Source organism: Idiomarina rhizosphaerae (assembly GCF_024159085.1).
Lineage (GTDB): Bacteria > Pseudomonadota > Gammaproteobacteria > Enterobacterales > Alteromonadaceae > Idiomarina > Idiomarina rhizosphaerae.
In genome coordinates this window covers 419,373-441,931 of record NZ_JAMZDE010000007.1, presented here as the reverse complement: position 1 = coordinate 441,931, position 22,559 = coordinate 419,373, and the positions used below count along the sequence as shown (strand labels likewise).

Here is a 22,559-nt window from a genome sequence, read left to right as displayed (position 1 = left end):
GGTTGTTATCTGCTGCTCCTGTGCGTGGCTTTCCATCCTCTGCTATATACCGCATAATCAAAATAAGTTCATTAATTAACAGGTATTCAATTATGTTCAAATCGTGGACAAGTTCACTATTGTCGGTAAGTGTTGGCTTAGCCATTCCGCTAAGTGTTATGGCTCAGGATAGCATTGACTATAAAGAGCAGGAAAAGTTACATGAAATAGCAGGCGCAACCCAGGCAGACCGGATTGAAAGCGATATTCAGACTCTGGTTGATTTTGGTACTCGACATACTTTGTCAGAAACGGAATCTGATACTCGCGGTATTGGTGCTGCGCGGCGTTGGATTTTTGCCGAGTTTGAACGCATATCTGAAGCTTGCGGTGGTTGTCTTGAAGTGATGTATGTCAGCGATACTATCTCTGGAGAGAAGCGCATACCCGACCCTGTGGAAGTAAAAAGTGTTATTGCCATTCAGCGTGGCAAAACAGACCCGAATCGTTATGTGATGATGTCTGGTGACATCGACTCGCGCGTTAGCGATGTTATGGATTATACCTCCGATGCCCCTGGTGCGAACGACAATGCTTCTGGTGTAGCTGGCGCGTTAGAAGCAGCACGAGTGTTAACTCAGTACGAGTTTGACGGTTCTATTGTTTATGCGGCACTGGCCGGTGAAGAACAAGGCCTGTTTGGCGGGAAAATTCTGGCCGAAAAAGCCAAAGAAGAAGGCTGGCATCTGACCGCTGTGCTCAATAATGACATGATTGGTAACATTGAAGGTATTAACGGGGTCATTAATAACACTACTGCACGTATTTTTGCTGAAGGCACCCGCATGAATGAATCGGACCGCGAGGCAACCATGCGTCGTTTTTATGGTGGCGAAGTGGATTCTCCCTCGCGTAACTTAGCGCGCTATATTGATACAGTGGCTGATCGCTACATCAACAATTTAGACACTATGATTGTTTATCGCTTAGATCGCTTTGGTCGCGGTGGGCATCACAGACCTTTTAATGACTTAGGCTATGCCGGTATCCGCATTATGGAAACCAACGAAAACTATAATCGTCAGCATCAGGATCTGCGCGTGGAAGATGGCATTGAATATGGCGATACCATCGATGGCGTAGACTTTGATTACGCTGCTAAACTCACCGCGCTAAACGCGGTTTCCATGGCAAGTATGTCATGGGCACCACGGCCGCCGGCTAATGTCGAAATAGAAGGTGCGGTAAAACCGGATACAACCCTAAGCTGGACACCACAGGCCGAAGATAAAGAAAATATTGCGGGCTATAAAGTTTACTGGCGCTTAACCAGCGCTCCGCAGTGGCAGTTCAGCCGCTATGTGGGTAATGTAAACGAATACACACTGGAGAATGTGGTGATCGATAATTACATTTTTGGTGTAGCTAGTGTCAGTAACGATGGTTTTGAAAGCCCAGTTGTATTTCCGGGACCAGCGGGGACATTTTCTATTGAGTAAAACGTTGTTTAAAGCATTAACCGAGCCGCTGAACTATGAAGGTGAAGACCGAAAAGTCGGTTTTGAACTGGAGTTTAGCGGTTTAACTCTGGAGAGAACCGTCGAAGTTCTGCAACAGCAGTTGTCGGGGGAACGGGTTGCTGTATCTAAAGCCGAACAGAAAGTTGAAGTCGATGAACTGGGCTCATTTAAAGTTGAGATAGACTGGGACTATTTAAAGCGAAAAGCCAAAGCAGAGGGCGGAGATACCTCCGCCTGGGTGCGCGAGTTAGGCAGCATAGCTGAGAACCTGGTGCCCATTGAAATTGTCTGCCCGCCACTGACCCTTGAACAGTGTGAGCGGTTAATTCCATTGACTGACGCGTTAAGGGAAGCCGGTGCGAAGGGCACTGATGAATCCTGGATTGCGGCTTATGGTGTGCATATTAATCCCGAGGTACCGTCGTTAGAGCCAAATGTCCTGCTGCGTTATTTGCAGGCATTCTCTTTGTTGCAATGGTGGCTGGTAGAAGCTCACCGGGTTGATACAACACGAAAGCTGAGTCCTTATATTGATAAATATCCTGAAGCCTACACCCGTTTGCTGGTTTCTCAGCAGGAAGTAAGCCAGGAGCAACTGATTAATGATTATCTGGAACATAATGCCACTCGCAACCGGGCGCTGGATATGTTGCCACTGTTTGCTTTTCTGAATGAAGAAAAAATTAAGAAAGCGGTGGAAGATAATAAAGTGAAAGCCCGCCCGACATTTCATTATCGTTTACCGAACTGTCAGCTTGAACACCCGGGCTGGGATTTAACTGAACCTTGGGAAATTTGGTGGATAGTGGATGCTCTGGCGAATGATAAACAGGCTTTAGAATACTGGAAGCAAGCGTTTACTGATGCTGAGCGCCCGTTAATAGGGGTTTCAGAAAAAGACTGGAAGGAAAGGTTGCAGCAATGGCTCACAGACCGCGAGTGGTTGTAACCGGGACCGCCAGACGGTGGTCTCCTTCCTGGTGGTGTACCTGGCTTATTTTGAAGTGTCTGGGTGCGAAGCCTGTGCGCGCAAGTGTCAGACACCGCTGTGACCACGAAGGCATCGACGCCGTTATTATTGGCGGCGGAGATGACATTAGTCCATCTGAGTATAATCAACCACCTGAGCGTGACGGCGAGTACGATCCTGACAGAGATGAGCTTGAAATTGCCTGGATACGTTGGGCATTGGAAGAAAAAAAGCCTCTGTTAGGTATTTGTCGTGGTTCGCAATTGATTAATGTGGTGCTGGGTGGAGAACTTAATCAGAATATTAGGGAGCTACGACAGCTAACCTATAATCGACCCGGTTTACTACCAACTAAGCAGGTGTTTATTGAGCCCCGGAGTCAGTTAGCGAAAATTTGTAAAAAACAAAAACTCAGAGTTAACAGCCTGCATTCACAAATTGTGAAGCAAACCGGCGTCGGTATGCTTGCCGTGGGTTGGGATCTCGATGGTTTCCTACAAGCTTCTGAAGGCCAGACCGAACAAACTATTATTGGTGTGCAGTGGCATCCCGAGTATCTTTTCTATGTGCCCAGCCAGCTCAGAATTTTCCGTTGGCTTATCAAACAATAATTGAACATTCCGATTATACCGTCGTCAATATATCAATTTTTCTGATCCATCCTTGAAGCTTATTAGTATAATCGTTCAATTACATAGATAAATATATCATCATCACTTTCTGGAGCATTACATGACCATAGCAAATCGGTTGTACGCGGGGTTTGCCTTTATTCTGCTGTTACTTGTTATAACGACCATTGTCGGTACGTATCAGGTTAGCGAAATCGATAAAACACTAACAAGAGTGAATGAAGTAGGAAGTGAAAAACAACGCTTTGCTATTAATTACCGTGGCAGTGTCCATGATCGGGCTATTGCCCTGCGCGATTTAGTACTTGTGGATGATGCCGCTGATCGCCCTCCGCTGCTTGAGTTAATTGATGATTTAAAGGCGAATTACAACACAGCAGATAAGGGTATGAGAGCTATTTTTTCTGACAGCACTTTAGTTAGCAGCAAAGAACGTGAATTATTGGCTGCTATTGAAGACGTACAAGTGCGTGGACTGGCCGCCGCCGATGAAACAGAGCGTTTGCTTAGTTCAGGTCAACGACAACAGGCGCAGGAGTACGTGTTGAATGAGCTCTCTCCAGTTTACGCTGAATGGCTGAATCGGATTAATACCTTCATCGATTATCAGGAGCAGAACATAGCGTCAGGTACCGAAGGTGTTATGGACCGTAGCGAAAACTTTGCCACTTTAATGTGGTGGGTGACTGCTTTCGCTATTATTACGGGTGGTATAGCTGCCTGGCGGATAGTCGCCAAGCTGACTCACACCATAGGTGGAGAGCCCGAAGAGGCGGCTGAGGTATTGCAGCGCATTGCTGACGGTGACTTAACGGTTTCAACCCGAACGCGTTACGAAGATAGCATGATGGCAGACGTTAACCGCATGGTTCGTCAACTTAGAGAGATTCTGCAGGACGTTAATGATTCGGCAGATACAATTTTGAACTCATCGAATGAGCTTTCTGAAACAGCGAATGATAACCAGCAATTGGTGGTTCAGCAGCAAGAGCAGACCACTCAGGGTGCAACGGCAATTCATCAGATGGCACAGACAGTGCGAGAAGTTGCTCAGCATACAGAGCAGGCGGCTCAGTTGGCGGACGACACTGATAAAGAGACGGTTGGTGGTAGCCGTGAAGTTGAAGCGACCATACGCTCTATTGAAGAGTTGGCAAACCAGGTTGAAGGTGCGTCAAAAGTTATTGGTCAGTTATCTGATAACACCGCAGAAATTCATAAAGTACTGGAAGTGATAGAAGGCATTGCTGACCAGACTAATTTACTGGCGTTGAATGCCGCAATTGAGGCTGCCCGTGCCGGCGAACATGGCCGCGGCTTCTCCGTGGTTGCTGATGAGGTACGCGCGCTGGCGAACCGAACTCAGGACTCAACCCGCAATATTCAAAGCTTAATTGAAACCATGCGAGTGAGTGCCAACGACGCTGTTACCGTTATGGAAAAAGGCAGAGAAAAAGCAGCAGAAAGTGTTGAACAGGCGCGCTCCGCCGGTAAGTCTTTGCATGCCGTGAATAGCTCGGTTGCAAAAATGAGCGATATGAATGCACAAATCGCGACTGCAGCGGAAGAACAAACCGCCGTAGCAGAAGAGATAAACCAAAACTTCACATCCATTACTCAGGCCGCTGAGCAAACAGCAGCGGGCTCAGAGCAAATTAGTGAAGCCAGCCGCGAGCTTAACGAACTGGCGAAACGATTAAATAATGGCATGAAACGCTTTAAAATTGCTTAATGGCTCACTATAAAAGCTGGTACTTATTAGGTTAAGTGCCAGCTTTTTTGATCAAATAGCATGATACTTACCCTTTACCTCAATTATTTCTCAATAGGATCTAGAGTGCTTAAGTTCGTTCTGTCTCCTCATCGGTACCAACTTCTATGAAATAGGTTTTATAACTCACGATTGTGTCTCACTAAGACGTACTTTAAAGGCGCATTTGGCTATTTGACTCAACTCATCCGACCAGTTAATATATCAACTGTTACCCGTTGACATTTAACTTTTAATATGGTTTTGGAGTTGATTATGATTGGCTATAAAGAGTTTATATCGTTGATTGAGAAAGGGCTTACAGCCGAAACACGACAACAACTAATCGAATTCCGAGAGGAGGCTTTCGCACTGAGAGAGTCTAATATGAGGCTCTCCGAGAAAATCAGAGAGCTGAAAGACGCTATTAAGTTCAAAGGTAAATTGAACTTTGATGGTAATACATATGTGCTTACTGACGACGAAGACAGTCGATTTTGTCAACGCTGTTACGATGTTGACGGCAAGGCGGTAAGGCTTCAGTCAATACACGCTGCTCACCGCAGCCCTAAATGGCGTTGTTTAGGCTGTAAGTCCTCTTACGACCGTGATGGGAGTTGATGAAAATGCTCTCTTCAGGTTGCCAGTATGACCATCCACGGGGGGAACTCGCCTTCCTTATTGGTCGATTTGACTCCTCAGATTTTTGTACCTAAATAATCCTGAATGTTAATCACGACTTTCCCAATCACGAAAAAGGATATGTTATGCATGATGATAAAGTCCGAACTTGTTTGCCCTCAGACGAGGATGCACCGGAGTTTGTTCGTAAGTTGTATACTCACGCCTCGATTGATTTTAATAAAGAGGATTTAGACCAAGAAAAACTAGCAGCGTTTAAACAACTAGTAGTTGAGCTTTGCCATGACTTTACAGTCTATCAAGGTATGTTTGGCTCTGTGCAAGCGCGAAATAACTCTTATAAATTAGGCAAATCCGTCATGTTTATCGTCGAACGCTCTATGCTGACGCAAATCTGTCTCAGATATGCAGCACTTGTACATGACAACTCTCCGATGAAAGATGGAAAGACGAAGAAAGGAGAGCAGGTCGTTTCCTTTAAAGAATTGATAAAACCGTTAGGCTCAGCTTGGTTAAATGCAAACCTGAAGGAGTGCGAAGCTTTTTTCAGCAGTTCGGGGCTAAAAAAGTGGCGCAATAAAGTTATTGCTCACAATGACCTTAAAGTTTTTAAGAACAGAGCAAAGTACATCCCAAAACTTTCGATAGACGTAATTCAAGAACAGTTGTCGTTGCTGAACGAAAGTTTAAATTATCTCGAAGACAAGCAGTATCAGGTGACTCAAGTGGAAGTAGGACTAGAGTTTGGTGAGGGCTTAGACAAGTACAGAGAAATGCTCGATTCTTTATGATGCCGAGTAACTAACTTAACACAGTTCACTTTCTAATTGGTACAGAAGGGTGGTACAGTGACCACTTATTAATCAACAATCATAGTGTTGGTAAAGTCATTGACTAGCCTCCCTCTTTCCCTTAATATACGCGGCTTGTAGAGGAGAGGTGTCCGAGTGGCTGAAGGAGCACGCCTGGAAAGTGTGTATACGGCAACGTATCGAGGGTTCGAATCCCTCTCTCTCCGCCAGATACAAAAGAAACCGCCCTTGAGGCGGTTTTTTTGTATCTGCTGATAGGGCAGGACTTGATGAGAACCCTATAGGTTCGACAAAACGGCAGGACAGCCGTTTTGAACAGCGCTTCAGCGCTGCCCAACGGGCGAGGGCCATGGAAGGCCCGAGTTAATCCCTCTCTCTCCGCCAGATACAAAGAAACCGCCCTTGAGGCGGTTTTTTTGTGTCTGCAGAAAGGGAGACTGGATTACATCATGCTTTGTAAATAAAGCTGCTCACCCAGTCGATCCATTAAGTTCAGCTGTATCTGCAGCCAGTACGCGTGATCTTCTTCGGTATCTTTTAAAATTCCGACCAGCATTTCGCGAGTAACGTAATCGTCAACTTCTTCGCAGTATTCAATGACTTCACGCAATGTTTTGGCGTTGTTATGCTCAAGCTTCAGATCATTCTCCAGCATTTCCCGGACATCCGAACCTATGGTATGAGGTTCGCGATTGCTCATGTTAGGTTTGCCTTCCAGAAATAAAATTCTGCGAATAAGTAAGTCTGCGTGGCCGCGTTCGTCGTCAATTTCATGGTTAATTCGCTCATAAAGCTTCATTAAACCCATATCTTCGTACTGACGCGAATGTGAGGTGTACTGATCAATTGACGTGAGTTCAAAGGCCAGCAGGCGATTTAGTTGCTCAACGACATTGTTATCTCTGCGCATTATTCAGCTCCTTGAATTTTTGTTTGCAAATAGACCTCGTTACCCAGGCGCGATATCAAATCAATTTGAGTTTCAATCCAGTCGAGATGTTCTTCCTGCGAGTCGAGAATATCGCGTAATGCGTTACGGCTGACATAGTCTTTGTGTATCTCACACTCTTTTATGGCTTCGCGTATTGCGGTAACGTCGTTAAACTGGACTTTGTGGTCCATTTCCAGCATTTCTCTTGGGTCTTCACCAACGTATAATTTACCGAGTTCCTGCAAATTAGGAATGCCTTCCAGAAATAAAATTCGTTCTATAAGCACATCGGCGTGCTTCATTTCATTAATAGAGGCTTTATAAACAGGCTTGTTCAAACTTTCGAAGCCCCAGTTACGATACATGCGGGCATGAAGAAAGTACTGATTAATGGCGGTAAGTTTGAGCGTCAGTATTTTATTCAGTTGCTGGATGACTTTAGCATCACCTTTCATAGCCGTATTACTCCTTAATTCACTAGGTATGAATTAAGTGTAGCATACGGAAACCGGAAGTTGAGTCTCTTTACCTGCTTGATTGGAACGTTGTTCGAGGGCTTCGTGAAGAACATCTTTGGCACAGTTTTTACAGCACCCGCACTGTGAGGCTACACCGTATTGTTGGCGTAGGTCTCGCATTGAGTTCACCTCACCAGAAACTACGGCCTGATGGATGACTTTATCGTTAATACCTTTACAAAGACAAACATACATAGACTATCACCTCACTTGATAGTGATAGTCTATGTTAAATGCGAACGATTTGCAATAGTGTTTTATTGCAGGGAGATGAAGCCAGTTTTCAATAAGTACAAGGTATAGAGCAGGTACAGGCAGATAAAGATAAAACCGTGCACGCGATTAATGCGACCTTGTCGTGCTTTGCGAATACCAAAGGCCATTAGCAGTAATGTCAGTATGGCCATGGCAACCCAGTCCCGGCTTAGCACTAGAGGTTCCAGCGAAACCGGCTCGATAACGCCAGCAATACCAACGACAGCCAATGTGTTAAACATATTCGAGCCGATGACATTTCCCAGTGCCAGGTCGTGCTCATTCTTGCGGGTTGCCGCAATAGCTGAAGCCAGTTCGGGTAAGGAGGTACCAATGGCGACCACAGTCAAACCTATGACTAAATCACTGACGCCGAGTGACACCGCAATGTTCACGGCACCCCAGACTAAAGCACGTGAACTGACAATTAGCAGTAATAAGCCAACAATAAGCCAAATAATGGCGGGTTTCATTGGCAGAGGGTTTGCGTCCAGTTCTTCGGTGAATTCCGCCGCTAAGCTGTCGTCGCTGCTTTTTGAACCTACCCAGATTGACCAACCCATGTAAGCGACAAAAACAACCAGTAAGAGAATGGCTTCCAGCCGGGTGATTTGGTAGTCAAGCAGGAATACAGCGCTTAACAGGGTTATGGCGATTAGAACTGGCATTTCGCGACGTATAACCACAGATTTAACCGCAATAGGAGCGAGCATAGCGGTAATACCTAAGACCAAAGCTATGTTGGTTATATTCGAACCATAAGCATTACCCAGTGCCAACGCAGGGTTACCCTGCATTGATGCCAGTGCCGATACGACCATTTCCGGCGCCGATGTACCAAAGCCAATAATGACCATACCGATAACTAACGGCGCCATGCCCAGGTGTTTTGCTACTGCGGCTGCGCCTTCAACAAAGCGGTCTGCACTCCAGACCAAAACAGCCAAACCCACAATGACCGCAACAATCGATAACGTCATAACACCCTGTTCCTGTTAAAAAGAAAGGGCGATAGTTTAACGCAGAGTTTCCTTAATAGCATCAATACTTGTTGGGTCGTCAATAGTAGAGGGGACTGCTACGTCTTCGCGCTGCAGAACCTGTCGGATAAGGCGTCTTAATATTTTTCCTGACCGTGTTTTAGGTAGTCGGGGCACAATGTGCAGGGTTTTCAGGCAGGCAATTGCGCCAATTTCTTCGCGTATTGACTGGATGAGTTCCTGTTGCAATTGCTCGTGAGCAATAGTGGAAGAGTTTTTAAGAATAACAAAGCCAACCGGCAACTCGCCTTTTAGTTCATCGGGTTGGGCGACAACTGCGCATTCTGCAACGTCTTTATGGGCTGCTAAAATTTCTTCCATTTCTCCGGTGGATAAGCGATGGCCTGCAACGTTTATCACATCGTCTGTACGACCCATGATAAAAACATAGCCTTGTTCGTCGATGTACCCACCGTCGCCACTGCAGTAATAACCCGGGAAGGCGTTGAGATAACTGCTGTGCAGGCGTTGCTCATCTCCCCATACTGTGGTCAGACATCCGGGAGGTAAAGGTAAGCGTACGCAAATTGCACCTTCTTCTTTGCTGCCTAAACTTTTCCCCAGTGGATCCAGTACACTAATTTCATAGCCGGGAACCGGAAAGGTAGAAGAGCCGGGTTTCACTTTTACCGCTCCAATACCGACAGGGTTAGCGCACATTGGCCAACCGCTCTCGGTCTGCCACCAGTGATCGTAAACCGGCAAATCGGTTAATTCTGTTGTCCATTCATAGGTTGCCGGATCTAAACGCTCTCCGGCCATATAAATGCGTTTCAGCGAGCTTAAGTTATAGCGCTGAATAAATTCGCCTTCAGGGTCTTCTTTTTTTATTGCCCGGAAAGCCGTCGGAGCAGAAAAGATGGCGTTGACGTTATAGTCCTGAACGATACGCCAGAAAGCGCCTGCGTCTGGTGTATTAACTGGCTTACCTTCGTAAAGCACACTGCTGCAGCCAAAGAGCAGCGGGCCATAAACAATATATGAGTGACCAACGACCCAGCCTACATCGGATGCTGTGAAGAAGACTTCTCCCGGTTTTAGTCCGTAGACGTAATTCATGGAAAAATTCAGCGCAACGGCATAACCACCGTGGTCGCGCACAACACCTTTCGGCTTGCCTGTGGTGCCCGAGGTATAAAGAATGTAAAGAGGATGAGTTGCAGGTAGAGGAACGGCTTCTACAGGGCTTGCTGTCGTCAGTGCCTGTTCCCAGTCGGTGTCCTGACCTTCCTGCATTTCTGCCTGGCACTGCTCGCGCTGATAGACAATAGTGCGCGGTTTGTAGCTCGCTTCAGCCAGAGCTTTATCGACAATAGGTTTGTAGGGCAGAATTTTCGCACCTTCAATACCACAAGACGCGGTGATAATGAGTTTGGGAGCTGCGTCGTCGATACGAACAGCCAGTTCGTGCGCAGCAAAGCCACCAAAAACGACGGAGTGAATGGCTCCAATGCGGGCGCAGGCCAGCATTGCAATAGCGGCTTGCGGTATCATAGGGAGATAAATAATAACCCGGTCGCCTTTTTCTACGCCTTGTTGCTTCAGCACATGAGCAAAGCAGGCAACTTGCTCCCGTAACTGATTAAAGGTGTAACTGGTTTTACTTTCGGTAACCGGCGAGTCGTAATACAAAGCGACTTGCTCACCGCGTCCTGCCTCAATTTGTGCATCGAGTGCTAAGTAGCTGATGTTAACTTCGCCATCCGGGAACCAGTCTGCCAGTCCATTCTTTTTGACCCGGGCAGCGACGTTAGGCGTTTTGAACCAATTTAAGCGACGCGCTTGCTCCAGCCAAAAACCTTCAGGATCTTGCTGGGCTTCGGAGTAAACGTTTTTATAGGCTTGCATAGCACTACCTCAAATCCTTTTATGCAGAGCCTTTAAGCATATTCCGTTGGCTTAAATTTCCTATTCGACTTAGGTCTAAACAGCTTTGATATAAGTCATGTTTACCAGAATCTGAGACGTCGCAACAACAGAAATTCGACAATAGCGATAACCACCAGAGCACCACAGAAAATCATAAACGCATCTTCACTCTCTACCCCTGGCATGCCGCCAATGTTTATTCCGAAAACACCGGTTAAAAAGCTTAGAGGTAAAAACACTCCGGCAATGACCGAAAGCCAATAAGTGTTGCGATTCATTTTTTCGGCTATGGCCTGCTGAAGTTGCTCGCGCTGCATCCAAACTTGCTCCAGCATCAGGTCAATTTGTTCGAATAAGCGCTGAGTGGTATCGCGCTCGTTGATCAGCCATTGGTGTAACTCCGTGCTCATAACCTTTTCGGTTTCGGTACTGAGTTTTTCTAAAGCGGCTAGCTGGGGGCGGATAAAGCGGTTAAGTCGTAACAGGCGACGGTGTAAAGCCGTGAGTTTTACCTGAACCGATGCCGTATTATCAAAGCCTTCACCTTCAATGGCTTCCAGTTGCTGTTCTGCCGAGGACACCACATCTTCAATTCGTAAGTTCAGTTGCTCAATTAGGGCAACGATAAAGTCGTGTAACGACTCCGGCCCCATTTGCTGGCTAAGTTGCTCACGCAGTTTTGCTATGGATAAAAAAGGACGTTTACGAAAGCTGTACAGCGCGCCTTTATAATAGAGTAAGCGCAGACTAAGCATGTCTTCGGGAGATTCGCCGGTGTTTAAATTAACGCCTCGTAGCAACAGCATGAAACCGTCGGGTAAACGCTGAAAACGAGGGCGGGTGTCTTCTTCCAGTACCGCATCAATCAGAGGTTCTGGTATACCGGCTTGAGTTAACCATTCGGTTAACCCTTCGGCATCACGTTGAAAATGAAACCAGGTGTTTTCTGTGGCGCTCGATGGCGACTGAAGTTGCTTTGCGGGATGTTGACTGAAATCCCATGCGTCAATTAAAAAATCCATAGAATCCTCACATATGACAATTATTCAAAGTCTATAGTGAGGCATTCAACTTGTCATTTGTTTTACGCATCAATTAGTCGGGCAATTCGCACAAAGACGAGTCGAATACCACTAAGTGATCAAAGTCGATATCAATCCCGATTTGTTCGCCTGTTTTTAACGGTTGATGTGAAGGGCCTACAGCCAGCACGTGACTGGTATCGGCCAGCTCCAGAGTGTAGAGGTAATGAGAACCACGAAAACCGCAGCCAACTACTATGGCCTGCATACTGCTGTCGTTATTAATTAATACGTCATCGGGACGCACTAAAAAGTTAACACTCATGTCGGGTTTGTTGTGCAACTGTGAGTGCTCTATGACTCCGAATGCGCAATGCAGTTGATGTTCTCTTATTTCGCCATTGAGCAAAACGCCGCGGCCAATAAAGTCGGCGACCAGTTGATGCGTTGGTTGATGATAAAGGGCATAAGGCGTTTCCCACTGCAGTAGCTGACCTGAATACATCACGCCCGATTTATCTGCCATGGCAAAGGCTTCCTGCTGATCATGAGTAACCAGTAAGGCGGTAATACCTTCTTCTTTTAGCAATCGTCTTACGTCATGAGCCAGCACTTCGCGCAGTTCGGCATCAAGACTGGAGAAGGGCTCATCAAGCAGCATCAGTTTAGGTTTTGGAGCCAGAGCGCGAGCCAGAGCAATACGTTGTTGCTGCCCTCCGGATAGCTCGTGCGGGTAGCGATTTTGATAGCCATTAAGACCAATGCGGATCAGCAGTTCCTTAACTCGCTCTTCCTGCTGCTTTTTGGGTAATCGATTAATGCCAAAACGAATATTGTCGGCCACAGTTAAGTGGGGGAATAACGAAAAATCCTGAAACATCATACCAACTTCTCTGTGCTCGGTTGGTATTTGCATCTGGCTGGATGAGACAGTTGTTCCGTGCAGTTCAATTTTTCCGCCGGAAACCGGAATAAATCCGGCTATAGCGCGCAGCAGAGTGGTTTTTCCACAACCGCTGGGGCCGAGCAGGCAGCCAATATCACCTGGCTCCAGAGACAAACTCAGTCTGTCGACGATGAGGTCACCGGAGAGCTGGATGCTGACTGCGTCAATATTCAGTAATGTGCTCATTTACTCTCCTGCTTTCAGTGTTTTGCTGCGTAAGGCCCGGGACAGCATAATAACCGGAATTAACCCGACTGCGACAATCATCAATGCGGGTGGCCCGGCATCGGCTAAACGTTCATCAGATGCCATTTCAAATGCGCGCACCGCCAGAGTGTTAAAATCAAACGGACGTAACACCAGCGTGGCCGGTAGCTCTTTCATGACATCGACCAGCACTAAAATTAGCGCAGCCAATAACGGGCTACGGAGCAACGGCAGGTGAACCCGCCATAAAATACGTTTACCGCTGGCGCCCAGTGTGCGTGCGGTATCGTCCATTTGCGGTGTAATTTGTTCCAGGCCCGAGTTAACGGTTTGCAAGGACACCGATAAAAACCGAACGCTGTAGGCAAACAAAAGCGCGATAACGGTACCGGAAAATAATAACCCGGGATTAAAGTCAAACACCCATTCACTGATAGCGATAATTTGATTATCGAGCCAGGCTAAAGGTGACAACAATCCAACCGCTATAACAATACCGGGAATAGCGTAGCCCATGCCAGCCAGGCTGATAGCCGCGCGCAAAGGTCGGGTAGGGTGGCGACGGCGACCATAAGCAAGCCATAACGCCAGAGTAACAGTAATTAATGCCGCTAATAAGCCCAACCAAAGCGTGTTAAAGGTTAGCATCCAGAATTCGCTTTGTTGCCATATTTCAGATTTCTGAACCGACCACAAGAGCAGTTGTGTCGCTGGTATAACAAAGCCAAGCACAACTGGTAGCCAGCAGACCAGCGAAGCCAGAGCCGCTCGCCAGCCGCTTAGTGGTCGCCGCTGAGGAGGTTTGGTTGCAGAACGTTGCTGATAAAAACGAGCGCGGCGTCTTGAGTAGCGCTCGACCATTATCAAAATAATCACGAATACCAGCAGTAAAGCCGATAGCTGCAGGGCTCCTTGTGCATCACCAATACCATACCAGGTGCGGAAGATACCTGTGGTAAATACCGTGACGCCGAAGTATTCCATGGTGCCGTAATCGGCCAGAGTTTCCATTAACGCCAAAGTGACGCCGGTTGCTATAGCCGGCCGCGCCAGTGGCAGAGCGACTTTCCAGAAACTTCTTAATGAGCTGGCGCCCAGAGTTTTTGCACTTTCAAACGCGGTTGTCGATTGCTGCATGAAAGCGGAGCGGGTAATAAGATAGACATAGGGGTAAAGAACAATACAAAGAACAAAGATAGCACCGTTCAGGCTGCGTATTTGCGGAAACCAGTACTCACCTATATTGACTGAGAAAATGTCCCGGATAACACCTTGTACTGGTCCGGCATAATCGAGCAGGCTCGTATAGGTATAAGCTGTAATGTAGGCAGGCATAGCCAGTGGCAGCAATAACGCCCAGCTTAACCAACGCCAGCCGGGAAAATCGTATTGACTAATGCACCAGGCAGTACTTACCCCGAGCAAAGTGACACCGGTACCGACAGCGAATAATAAGATCACTGAATGACCGATGTATTCCGGTATTACGGTTTGCCAAAGATGTTGCAGAGTGTCCCATTGAGGGTTCAGTAACGACAAAGCTACCACTATGAGTGGTAGCCCTATCAAGACCGCGACGGCAAACAGCAACAGCGTGCCACGGTTCATTTACGCATCTCCTGGTAGCAAATTAACGCCAGCCGGCACGGTTCATTAAGCGTACGGCGTCGCCGTTATTTTCACCCAGAATGTCCATTTCAATATCATCCTGCTTGAAGTCACCCCATTGCTGGAGTGTTTCACTCCACTCAACGCCTTCGCGAACTGGGTATTCATAGTTGGCCTGAGCATACCATTTTTGTGACTCTTCAGAGACCAGGAACTCTATTAGCTTTTGAGCTTCGTCAACGTTTTTAGCGTGTTTGGTAATGCCTATGCCTGAAACGTTCACATGGGCACCTTGTTTATCCTGTGCAGGCCAGAATATTTTTACTTTTTCGGCAGCTGAACGCTCTTCTGCGTCGTCGGAATTGAGCATATGGCCAAAGTAATAGGTATTGGCAATAGCAATGTCACAAACACCAAAAGCTACACCTTTAATTTGGTCGCGGTCGCCACCAACGGGTTTGCGAGCAAAGTTTTCGACAAAGTCTTCTGCCCATTCTTCAGTTTTTTCTGCGCCGTGGTGTTCAATTAGGGCTGCTACTAACGACTGGTTATACAGATTATTAGAAGAGCGGATGCAGATACGATCGTTCCATTTTTCATCAGCCAGGCTTAAATAAGATTCCAGTTCGTCCGGGTTAACGCGCTCTGGTGAGTAAAAAATAGGGCGGGCGCGTAAACTTAATCCGAACCAAAGGTTGTCTGTAGAGCGAAAATGAGAAGGAACGGCTGAATTAATTTCGTCAGAACTCACTGCCTGAAACGCGTCTGCTTCAACAGCGCGATGCAGAGCACCAGCGTCAACGGTTAGGAATAGATCCGCTGGGGTATTCTCGCCTTCGGAGTTCAATCTAGCCAGCAGCGCGTCCGCTTTACCGGTTAATAAATTAACTTCGATGTCGGTTTCTTCAGTGAATTTTTCCAGAACGGGTTTGATCAGCGCTTCTTTTCGGGCTGAGTAAATATTAACTTCAGCGGCGGCGCTAGTGAATGACACCAGTGTCGCAGAAGTCGCAGCAAGTATTGCCAGTAGTGAATGAAACTTACGCATTTCAGATGACTCCTTAACGAACTATTTTGAGAGAAACGCGACGATTATATCAAACAAAGCGAATAATGATAGCCATTCTCATTTAAAAAATAGTCATCTAAATTCGTTATTTGAGGGTAGTCAGAGTGTTAGCTTCTGCTATTCTAAAATGACTTACTTTCAGCGGAGAAATTATGTCTGACTTATCGATGCTTGCCCTGATTGGCGTATTGTCCATTAGTTGTCAGTGGTTGGCGTGGCGTATTAAGTTGCCGGCAATACTGCCGTTATTAATTTGTGGCTTATTGCTAGGGCCTACTCTGGGGTTACTTGAACCCGACTCGCTATTTGAAGATTTACTATTTCCTTTTGTCTCGTTAGCGGTTGCGGTTATTTTATTTGAAGGCAGCCTGACCCTTAAGTTTGAAGAAATTCGTGGTCATGGCCGTATGGTAACCAATCTGGTCAGCATAGGCATGCTGGTGACCTTTGTGGTTATAGCCATATTAACGCATTTTATTATGGGTTATGGCTGGGAAATTTCAGCTTTGTTCGGGGCACTTGTTGTGGTCACAGGGCCGACCGTTATTCAACCCATGATACGCTCTATTCGGCCGATTAATAAGTTAGCAAACATTCTACGCTGGGAAGGCATTATTATTGATCCGCTCGGCGCCTTGCTGGCGGTACTGGTATACGAGTTTATTATTGCCAGCCAGGATGTCGCTTTTCTGCACGCATTGCAGGCTTTCGCGACAACCATTGCTCTTGGGTTTGCTCTGGGCTGGGGGGCCGCCCGCCTGTTAGGTTTAGCTTTAGGTCGTGGCTGGTTCCCGCATTATTTACAAAACGTTGCGACTTTAACCATAGTGCTGGGAGTCTTCGCGTTATCCAACGCTATTCAACATGAATCCGGCTTATTGACTGTTACGGTTATGGGTATGGTTATGGCCAATACGCGTAACCTCAATATGGAAGAAATACTAGAGTTTAAGGAGACTCTCAGTGTGCTTCTTATTTCTGCGCTTTTCATCATTTTGGCAGCGCGGCTGGATTTTGCAGAGTTTGATGCGTTGGGAATGCCAGCGGTTATTCTAATTGCCATTATTTTGTTTGCGGTGCGCCCTTTGGCTGTTTGGTTGTCTGCGATAGGAACCGAATTGAGGTTTAAAGATAAGGTTTTATTATCCTGGATAGCTCCCCGAGGTATTGTTGCGGCGGCAGTGTCTGCATTGTTCGCATTAAAAATGGAAGAGTCAGGCTGGACAGAAGCCGCGGCGGTTGTTCCGCTAGTTTTCTTAGTAATAATGACTACAGTCGTATTGCAGAGCCTGACCGCAAAACCGCTGGCCAGAATGCTGGGACTGCTGGAACCTCAAGCCAAAGGCTTCTTAATTTTCGGTGCCAACCAAATGGCGCGGGCGGTTGCAAAAAGCATACAGGAAAGCGGCATTCCGGTTCGCCTGGCTGATACCAACTGGGAAAACATCAAGTTAGCGCGGATGGATAATTTACCTGTGTATTTTGGTAACCCGGCTTCTGAGCACGCGGCTAACAATATTGATTTAACCGGCCTTGGCCAGTTGTTGGTTATGTCACCCTACAAACAGCTGAACCCGTTAGTTTCAATGTACTATCAGGACTGGTTTGGTTCCAGGAAAGTGCATGGTTTAAACGGTGGAGAACAGGACTACCGTGCCAGCCATCAGTTGACCGAAAGTTACCGTAAGACATTAAACTTGTTTGGCGACAGCGTAACCTATTCCAAGCTTGCAAGCCTGCATTTTAAAGGCGCTAAAATTAAGTCGACACCTATTACCGACAGTTTTAGTTTTGCAGACTACCAGCAGAAGTATGGAACTCGTGCTTTGCCAATGTTTGCGCTGGACGATGCCGAAAAACTCCATATTTTTACTACTGAAAGGGAATTGATACCACAGTCGGGTTGGACAGTAATAGCCATGATTTCAGCGGAGCCTGAAGAAAATGACGTCGAGCAGGATAACGCAGAACGAAAAGAATGATGTTGTCGGCTGCCCCCAGTGCGACTGGGTAAGCCGACGAGCCGTTCTTTCAGGGAATGAGCGAGCTGAATGCCCGCGTTGCGGGTACGTTCTGGAGCATGGCAGGAGAACAGAGCATTTTACCTTGGTGGCAATGGCCACCGCGGCTCTGGTGATGCTTTTAGCCAGTCTGTCGGTCGACTTTATTCGTTATTCTGCGGCCGGTGTTGAACAGTCAATGACCCTAATGGATGCTGCCTGGCAGCTTTCTTATTTTCACGAAAAAATATTAGCTGTGTTAGTTCTTTTAACGGTTATTCTTATTCCGTTTATTTACCTGGTGAGCCTGATTTGGGTTTACAGTCATGCTAAAAATACAGCGCGAAACCGGAGCAGCTTATATTTACTGCGCTTAACCGAACACTTAAAACCCTGGTTAATGACCGACGTTTTTCTACTTGGCACTTTGGTGGCGTTGGTTAAGATTTCCAGCCTGGCTGATATTCGCTTACTGGAGGGGTTCTGGAGTTTTAGTGCTTTTGTTGTGCTGCTGCTTTTTGTTTATGAGCGGGCGAAACAGACACCCGTTTGGCGGCATTTGATTCAAACGTCACAGTCAGCACCTGACGGTCAACCCGGAATGACAGCATTTGAACAAGGGTTACAGACTTGCCCGGTATGTTATGCATTGAATTCTCAGAACGCTGATACTTGTTACCAATGCACAGAGCCACAGAAAACATCCTGGTGGCGTAGGCCAGGCACAACGGTCGCGTTAATTACTGCCGGCGCTATTATGTTAATTCCAGCGCATTGGTTACCGGTTATGGAAACCGTCCGATTTGGTAGCGATCAACCGTCAACCATAATTGGCGGGGTAACCGAGTTATGGCAAAGTGGAGATAAGCCAATAGCGGCTATTGTTTTTGTGGCTAGTCTGGTTATTCCTGTTGCTAAAGTATTGGTGCTGATAACTTTGCTAATATTAGCTCGCTGGCAAACTCCGCAAACGGTTCGTCATCGCCTTATTTTATTCAAACTGACGGACTGGATAGGGCGCTGGTCAATGATCGATATTTTTGTTGTTGCGATACTGGTAGCTTTGGTTCGTAGTGGTTCCGTTATGTCGGTTTATCCGGGCAGTGCTGCGGTTTCATTCGCGGCAGCTGTGGTTCTTACTATGCTTGCAGCGATGAGTTTTGATACACGCTTATTCTGGCGAGAGGCATATAAATGACAGAGAGTTCAACGACTAAGGTCCGCAAATTTTCCGGCATATCACCGGTCTGGATTGTACCGCTGCTGGCCCTTGCTGTGGCGCTTTGGATGGTTTGGCAGGATACGCGCGGAACTGGACCGACTATTACGGTGGCAGTAGGGGACGCCGAAGGCATCGAAGCCGGAAAAACTCAGGTAAAAGTTCGTAATGTCGACGTCGGACAGGTTACTGAAGTGCGCCTGTCGGAAGACTTCTCTTCGGCTGTTATAGAAGTGGCGATGAACGAAGGTACCGAGCGAATGTTAAATCCGGAGACCCGAATTTGGGTAGTAAAACCCAGGATCGGGCGACAGGGAATTAGCGGGCTGGGAACTTTACTGTCAGGTGCGTATATTCGTTTGCAGCCCGGTGACTCTAAAGAGCAGCAGTCGCACTTTAAAGCACTGGAACAGCCACCTGTTATTTCTCAGGAAACTCCCGGGCGTCGGTTAAATTTGACCAGCGAGGGGCAAACCAGCGTAACAGTAGGTGATTCAGTGCAATATCAAGGTTTCACTGTTGGTCAGGTAGAGCAGTCGGAGTTCCAGGTCGACGAACGACAAACTCGATACCAAATTTTTGTGAAGGCTCCTTATGATGAGCTTATTACCGAAAATACGCGGTTCTGGTTGCAGCGGGGCGTTTCTATTCAATGGAATTCTCAGGGACTGGACTTGGCTCTGGGTTCCATAGAGTCGCTATTGGGAGCCAGTGTGACTTTTGGGGTTCCTGAGGGACAGCCGCGGGGAGATAAGCTTACCAGCGAACAGGAGTTCGAGCTGTTTGAAAGTCTGGAGGAAGCAAAACAGCAAGGTTATATTCACGGTATTGATTACGTTGTTTTACTGGATGAATCGATTGCTGGTCTTGAAAAAGGAGCACCGGTTCAATTTAAAGGGGTGCGTGTTGGTACCGTCAGAGAGGTGCCGCTGCGTTGGTTCCCGGAAAATGGTGATGAGGCTCCGTTAAAACGTATTCCCATTCTTATTCGTTTTGAACCTGAGCGCCTAAGGGGATTGGTGGCCGATACTGATATTGAAAGCTGGGAAAGGCGTTTACCAGAACTCTTTAAGCAGGGTTTAAGAGCGAATATCCGAGCCTCTAACTTGTTAACCAATACCTTATTTGTCGATGTTCGTTTTTATCCGAACGCGGGTGAGGAAAGCGTCGACGATATATTTGCCGGATACCCGGTTATGCCGGCAATGGCTAGTGACTTCACTCGACTGGAAGAAAAGTTAACGGCACTATTGGATAAATTCAATCAGTTGCCACTGGAGCAGGGGCTTAATGACTTTTCGGCAGCTATGAGCTCGGTCGACAGCACGGCCAGGAAACTGGATAGTGTGTCGGAAAGCCTGGCGGCTATTGTTGAGCAACCACAAATGAAGCAGTTGCCTCAGTTATTGCAGCAAAACCTTATTCAACTGAAAGAACTTACCGGCAGTTTTAATGAAGGTTCCCCGACACGACAGCAACTGAATCAAACGTTAACTGAAATTGAGCAGCTTTCACGTGAGTTAAAACCGGTAATTGAATTGTTACAGGAACAGCCGAATTCACTTATTTTCAGTCCATCTATAGAACCTGATCCGGAGCCAAAAGCTTATGAATAGCAGAGATTCCTCTCCAAAAAGACTGAAGCCGTTGATTATGGTTGCAGCAATTGCTTTGCTCGCCGGGTGTTCCTCTAACTCATACGAGATAACGCAATATCGACTTCCACATTTGAGTGAGTCTGTGGAAGCCTTGTGTCATGCGGATAAGCGTCCTGTGTTTGTGGGTGATTCAGCGGCGAAGCCGGGGTTGCAACTACAGCAGGATGAAACCCGCTGGCATAGTGCCCGGCAGCACCGCTGGAGTACGCCTCTGGCGCATCAACTTCAGCGTAGTGTTCAGCGCCTGTTGCTGGCTGACAATTGCGAAGGCAAGCTAACGGTTTGGGTTGATGATTTTTATGGAAGTAATGACTCACGTGCCGTTGTTGCGGGTCACTGGGAGTATAAAAGTCAGGATAACCAGACGGTGCTGGAAGGAACCTTTACTGAAACCGTACCGTTGAAAAGCGACGGCTATCCTGCCTTAGTCAATGCTATGGATGAAGCCTGGCTTAATGTTATGGACACCATCAGTCTGGGAGTAGGGCAGAAGCTGGCGCGTTAAAAGCGCCATTCTCCACTCAATTGTACGCCCACTTCGCCGTCGTAATTGCTGCCGTCAAGGTATTGCAGAGAGAGTTTAACTAACCCTGAAAAAGCAGGTTCAGTGCGACGTAGTAAAGCCCGTGACAGAGTGTCATCGTCTTTTTCTTTACTATGACTGACCAGCGCCGTCCAGGCCGAGCCATCGGCTGAAAACTGACGATAACTGGCAGATACCGTCTGACTTTCACGGGGAAAAGGCGAGCCCGGGTTACGCTGGTGGTTCAGAAAGTATTGTCTTTGATTTTCGTCCAGTGAATAAAAGTCGTGTTCTTCTCCACCATCCAACTGACTGTATTCAACCGTGAAGCTATGACGACGTTCTTTAGAGCCAGTCATCCATTGTGCGCCCAGGGTATATACTGGTTTGTCATCGGTTTCCAGTTTTCGGTCAATACCCAGCTCTGCGTAGGCTGAAAATTGATGAGCTCCCCAGTCGAAACCGGTTCTGGCATCAGCGGTCAACATTCGGTTGTCGGGGCGGTTGTCGCCACTCTGCTCTATAGCGCTTATACCAAACCATAAATGTTGAAATAACTGACTGGAAAAGCGGATGCCGCTGACCCGGTAATGGTCGCTGTATCCGTCGTCCTGATAGGCACTGAATAAACTGATTTTGAATGGGTTCATTCCGGCAGGCGGATAATCAGGAGCGTAATCAATTCGAATTTTGGGCATAGGGCGTGCATTGTTAGAAAACAGCAAACTACTGTGCTCTGCCGGCCCCCAACGCAGTGGCAGTGAATCCAGACTGAAACTCCAGTCATTCAGGTTGTAAGCCAGGTAACTACCATCCAGAGTCTTTTTGTGGTCACCTTCAAAGGGATCCTGACGGTAGTTTACCTGAATTCTTGCCGCCCAGTTAGTACCGTGCATATTGCGGCTTAGGCTAATTTTGCCTTCCTCATAGGTGTCGTCGCCGTAATCCTGAACTACCTGCTCGCTATCGGTTGCACCTATATACCATCGTGTTTTAGGTCCACTCTGAGCTTGTGATAATTGATGACGCACATGGCGTAATGCTAATTGCTGGGTTGGGCTCAAACCTTTTAATTCAAGCGCGTCCAACTCAGGCAATAAGCTTTTCCAGGTTATTGGAAATTGCTGAATAGGTGTTTTAATAAGCCCTGATTCGGCTAATACAATCAGACTGTTCCGCAATTCCGCGTCATTTGCTTCAATCCATACTGAGCTGAGTGCAGATGGGGTAACGAGTAAGCTAAGACCACCAGCAATAAGGGTGTTGCGAAAAAATGAGATGGATGACATGAAACTGATTTGAATCCCTATGACAAATTACACTCTATACTGCCAGAAATTTTAACACTAAGGCAACGGTTTATCTGTGCTTTTCAGTTATAATATCCAG

At 47.0% G+C, this 22,559-nt stretch carries 20 protein-coding genes and 1 tRNA gene; 11 read left to right on the top strand and 10 right to left on the bottom strand.

The window, feature by feature from the left end; genetic code table 11:
- The first annotated feature begins 92 nt into the window (after positions 1-92).
- From NJR55_RS09780 to NJR55_RS09750, 7 genes are all read left to right on the top strand, one after another.
- On the top strand, positions 93-1,478 hold the full coding sequence (locus tag NJR55_RS09780; protein ID WP_253619767.1) for a M28 family metallopeptidase: 1,386 nt from the start codon (positions 93-95) through the stop codon (positions 1,476-1,478).
- The gene (locus NJR55_RS09775; RefSeq protein ID WP_253619766.1) at positions 1,471-2,448 is read left to right on the top strand and encodes an amidoligase family protein; all 978 of its coding nucleotides are present in this window, start codon (positions 1,471-1,473) and stop codon (positions 2,446-2,448) included. Before NJR55_RS09780 ends, NJR55_RS09775 begins: the two co-directional genes overlap by 8 nt.
- Positions 2,421-3,080 carry a gamma-glutamyl-gamma-aminobutyrate hydrolase family protein gene (locus NJR55_RS09770; protein WP_253619765.1) on the top strand — a complete coding sequence of 220 codons (660 nt, stop codon included), beginning with the start codon at positions 2,421-2,423 and terminating at the stop codon, positions 3,078-3,080. The genes NJR55_RS09775 and NJR55_RS09770 overlap by 28 nt, the downstream gene beginning before the upstream one ends.
- A gap of 121 nt (positions 3,081-3,201) precedes the next feature.
- Entirely contained in the window at positions 3,202-4,833 is a 1,632-nt protein-coding gene (locus NJR55_RS09765; RefSeq protein ID WP_253619764.1) for a methyl-accepting chemotaxis protein, read from the top strand.
- Positions 4,834-5,127: 294 nt separating this feature from the next.
- Positions 5,128-5,472 carry a hypothetical protein gene (locus NJR55_RS09760; RefSeq protein ID WP_253619763.1) on the top strand — a complete coding sequence of 115 codons (345 nt, stop codon included), beginning with the start codon at positions 5,128-5,130 and terminating at the stop codon, positions 5,470-5,472.
- 146 nt (positions 5,473-5,618) lie between these two features.
- Positions 5,619-6,284: a hypothetical protein gene (locus tag NJR55_RS09755; protein WP_253619762.1), complete on the top strand. Its 666-nt coding sequence runs from the start codon at positions 5,619-5,621 to the stop codon at positions 6,282-6,284.
- A gap of 142 nt (positions 6,285-6,426) precedes the next feature.
- Positions 6,427-6,514: transfer RNA gene (locus NJR55_RS09750), tRNA-Ser, on the top strand.
- 233 nt (positions 6,515-6,747) lie between these two features.
- Here NJR55_RS09750 and bfr (NJR55_RS09745) read toward each other — a convergent pair.
- The 9 genes from bfr (NJR55_RS09745) to NJR55_RS09705 form a co-directional block, all read right to left on the bottom strand.
- Entirely contained in the window at positions 6,748-7,215 is a 468-nt protein-coding gene (gene bfr / locus NJR55_RS09745) for a bacterioferritin (protein ID WP_011234318.1), read from the bottom strand.
- The gene (gene bfr, locus NJR55_RS09740) at positions 7,215-7,691 is read right to left on the bottom strand and encodes a bacterioferritin (protein WP_253619761.1); all 477 of its coding nucleotides are present in this window, start codon (positions 7,689-7,691) and stop codon (positions 7,215-7,217) included. Before bfr (NJR55_RS09740) ends, bfr (NJR55_RS09745) begins: the two co-directional genes overlap by 1 nt.
- Positions 7,692-7,724: 33 nt before the next feature.
- Complete coding sequence (locus tag NJR55_RS09735) at positions 7,725-7,949, bottom strand: (2Fe-2S)-binding protein (RefSeq protein WP_114981584.1); 225 nt, start codon at positions 7,947-7,949, stop codon at positions 7,725-7,727.
- 62 nt (positions 7,950-8,011) lie between these two features.
- Complete coding sequence (locus NJR55_RS09730) at positions 8,012-8,989, bottom strand: calcium/sodium antiporter (protein WP_253619760.1); 978 nt, start codon at positions 8,987-8,989, stop codon at positions 8,012-8,014.
- 36 nt (positions 8,990-9,025) lie between these two features.
- Positions 9,026-10,897 (bottom strand): acetate--CoA ligase, encoded by a 1,872-nt coding sequence (locus NJR55_RS09725; protein ID WP_253619759.1) that lies wholly within the window; start codon positions 10,895-10,897, stop codon positions 9,026-9,028.
- Between the two features lie 101 nt (positions 10,898-10,998).
- Entirely contained in the window at positions 10,999-11,940 is a 942-nt protein-coding gene (locus NJR55_RS09720) for a zinc transporter ZntB (protein ID WP_253619758.1), read from the bottom strand.
- 73 nt (positions 11,941-12,013) lie between these two features.
- On the bottom strand, positions 12,014-13,072 hold the full coding sequence (locus NJR55_RS09715) for an ABC transporter ATP-binding protein (protein WP_253619757.1): 1,059 nt from the start codon (positions 13,070-13,072) through the stop codon (positions 12,014-12,016).
- Positions 13,073-14,701: an ABC transporter permease gene (locus tag NJR55_RS09710; protein WP_253619756.1), complete on the bottom strand. Its 1,629-nt coding sequence runs from the start codon at positions 14,699-14,701 to the stop codon at positions 13,073-13,075.
- Between the two features lie 22 nt (positions 14,702-14,723).
- Entirely contained in the window at positions 14,724-15,749 is a 1,026-nt protein-coding gene (locus tag NJR55_RS09705) for a Fe(3+) ABC transporter substrate-binding protein (protein WP_253619755.1), read from the bottom strand.
- 173 nt (positions 15,750-15,922) lie between these two features.
- Here NJR55_RS09705 and NJR55_RS09700 point away from each other — a divergent pair, with 173 nt between their 5' ends.
- Genes NJR55_RS09700 through NJR55_RS09685 form a run of 4 tightly spaced genes read left to right on the top strand, consistent with a single transcriptional unit; the run spans position 15,923 to position 21,152 of the window.
- Positions 15,923-17,752, top strand: a complete 1,830-nt coding sequence (locus NJR55_RS09700) for a cation:proton antiporter (RefSeq protein ID WP_034819903.1) — start codon at positions 15,923-15,925, stop codon at positions 17,750-17,752.
- On the top strand, positions 17,715-18,968 hold the full coding sequence (locus NJR55_RS09695; RefSeq protein ID WP_253619754.1) for a PqiA/YebS family transporter subunit: 1,254 nt from the start codon (positions 17,715-17,717) through the stop codon (positions 18,966-18,968). Before NJR55_RS09700 ends, NJR55_RS09695 begins: the two co-directional genes overlap by 38 nt.
- Positions 18,965-20,605 (top strand): intermembrane transport protein PqiB, encoded by a 1,641-nt coding sequence (gene pqiB / locus NJR55_RS09690; RefSeq protein WP_253619753.1) that lies wholly within the window; start codon positions 18,965-18,967, stop codon positions 20,603-20,605. Before NJR55_RS09695 ends, pqiB begins: the two co-directional genes overlap by 4 nt.
- On the top strand, positions 20,598-21,152 hold the full coding sequence (locus NJR55_RS09685) for a PqiC family protein (protein ID WP_253619752.1): 555 nt from the start codon (positions 20,598-20,600) through the stop codon (positions 21,150-21,152). The genes pqiB and NJR55_RS09685 overlap by 8 nt, the downstream gene beginning before the upstream one ends.
- Here the strand turns inward: NJR55_RS09685 and NJR55_RS09680 are convergent.
- The gene (locus NJR55_RS09680) at positions 21,149-22,459 is read right to left on the bottom strand and encodes a capsule assembly Wzi family protein (protein WP_253619751.1); all 1,311 of its coding nucleotides are present in this window, start codon (positions 22,457-22,459) and stop codon (positions 21,149-21,151) included. The genes NJR55_RS09685 and NJR55_RS09680 overlap by 4 nt on opposite strands.
- Positions 22,460-22,559 lie beyond the last annotated feature (100 nt).

Excerpts from the sequence above, each read along its gene's own strand:
- NJR55_RS09680 (WP_253619751.1), bottom strand. The coding sequence starts at position 22,459 with ATGTCATCCATCTCATTTTTTCGCAACACCCTTATTGCTGGTGGTCTT.
- NJR55_RS09730 (WP_253619760.1), bottom strand. The coding sequence starts at position 8,989 with ATGACGTTATCGATTGTTGCGGTCATTGTGGGTTTGGCTGTTTTGGTC.
- bfr (WP_253619761.1), bottom strand. The coding sequence starts at position 7,691 with ATGAAAGGTGATGCTAAAGTCATCCAGCAACTGAATAAAATACTGACG.
- NJR55_RS09735 (WP_114981584.1), bottom strand. The coding sequence starts at position 7,949 with ATGTATGTTTGTCTTTGTAAAGGTATTAACGATAAAGTCATCCATCAG.
- NJR55_RS09715 (WP_253619757.1), bottom strand. The coding sequence starts at position 13,072 with ATGAGCACATTACTGAATATTGACGCAGTCAGCATCCAGCTCTCCGGT.
- NJR55_RS09705 (WP_253619755.1), bottom strand. The coding sequence starts at position 15,749 with ATGCGTAAGTTTCATTCACTACTGGCAATACTTGCTGCGACTTCTGCG.
- NJR55_RS09755 (WP_253619762.1), top strand. The coding sequence starts at position 5,619 with ATGCATGATGATAAAGTCCGAACTTGTTTGCCCTCAGACGAGGATGCA.
- NJR55_RS09685 (WP_253619752.1), top strand. The coding sequence starts at position 20,598 with ATGAATAGCAGAGATTCCTCTCCAAAAAGACTGAAGCCGTTGATTATG.
- NJR55_RS09770 (WP_253619765.1), top strand. The coding sequence starts at position 2,421 with ATGGCTCACAGACCGCGAGTGGTTGTAACCGGGACCGCCAGACGGTGG.
- NJR55_RS09695 (WP_253619754.1), top strand. The coding sequence starts at position 17,715 with ATGACGTCGAGCAGGATAACGCAGAACGAAAAGAATGATGTTGTCGGC.
- pqiB (WP_253619753.1), top strand. The coding sequence starts at position 18,965 with ATGACAGAGAGTTCAACGACTAAGGTCCGCAAATTTTCCGGCATATCA.
- NJR55_RS09760 (WP_253619763.1), top strand. The coding sequence starts at position 5,128 with ATGATTGGCTATAAAGAGTTTATATCGTTGATTGAGAAAGGGCTTACA.
- NJR55_RS09710 (WP_253619756.1), bottom strand. The coding sequence starts at position 14,701 with ATGAACCGTGGCACGCTGTTGCTGTTTGCCGTCGCGGTCTTGATAGGG.
- NJR55_RS09725 (WP_253619759.1), bottom strand. The coding sequence starts at position 10,897 with ATGCAAGCCTATAAAAACGTTTACTCCGAAGCCCAGCAAGATCCTGAA.
- bfr (WP_011234318.1), bottom strand. The coding sequence starts at position 7,215 with ATGCGCAGAGATAACAATGTCGTTGAGCAACTAAATCGCCTGCTGGCC.
- NJR55_RS09780 (WP_253619767.1), top strand. The coding sequence starts at position 93 with ATGTTCAAATCGTGGACAAGTTCACTATTGTCGGTAAGTGTTGGCTTA.
- NJR55_RS09720 (WP_253619758.1), bottom strand. The coding sequence starts at position 11,940 with ATGGATTTTTTAATTGACGCATGGGATTTCAGTCAACATCCCGCAAAG.
- NJR55_RS09765 (WP_253619764.1), top strand. The coding sequence starts at position 3,202 with ATGACCATAGCAAATCGGTTGTACGCGGGGTTTGCCTTTATTCTGCTG.
- NJR55_RS09700 (WP_034819903.1), top strand. The coding sequence starts at position 15,923 with ATGTCTGACTTATCGATGCTTGCCCTGATTGGCGTATTGTCCATTAGT.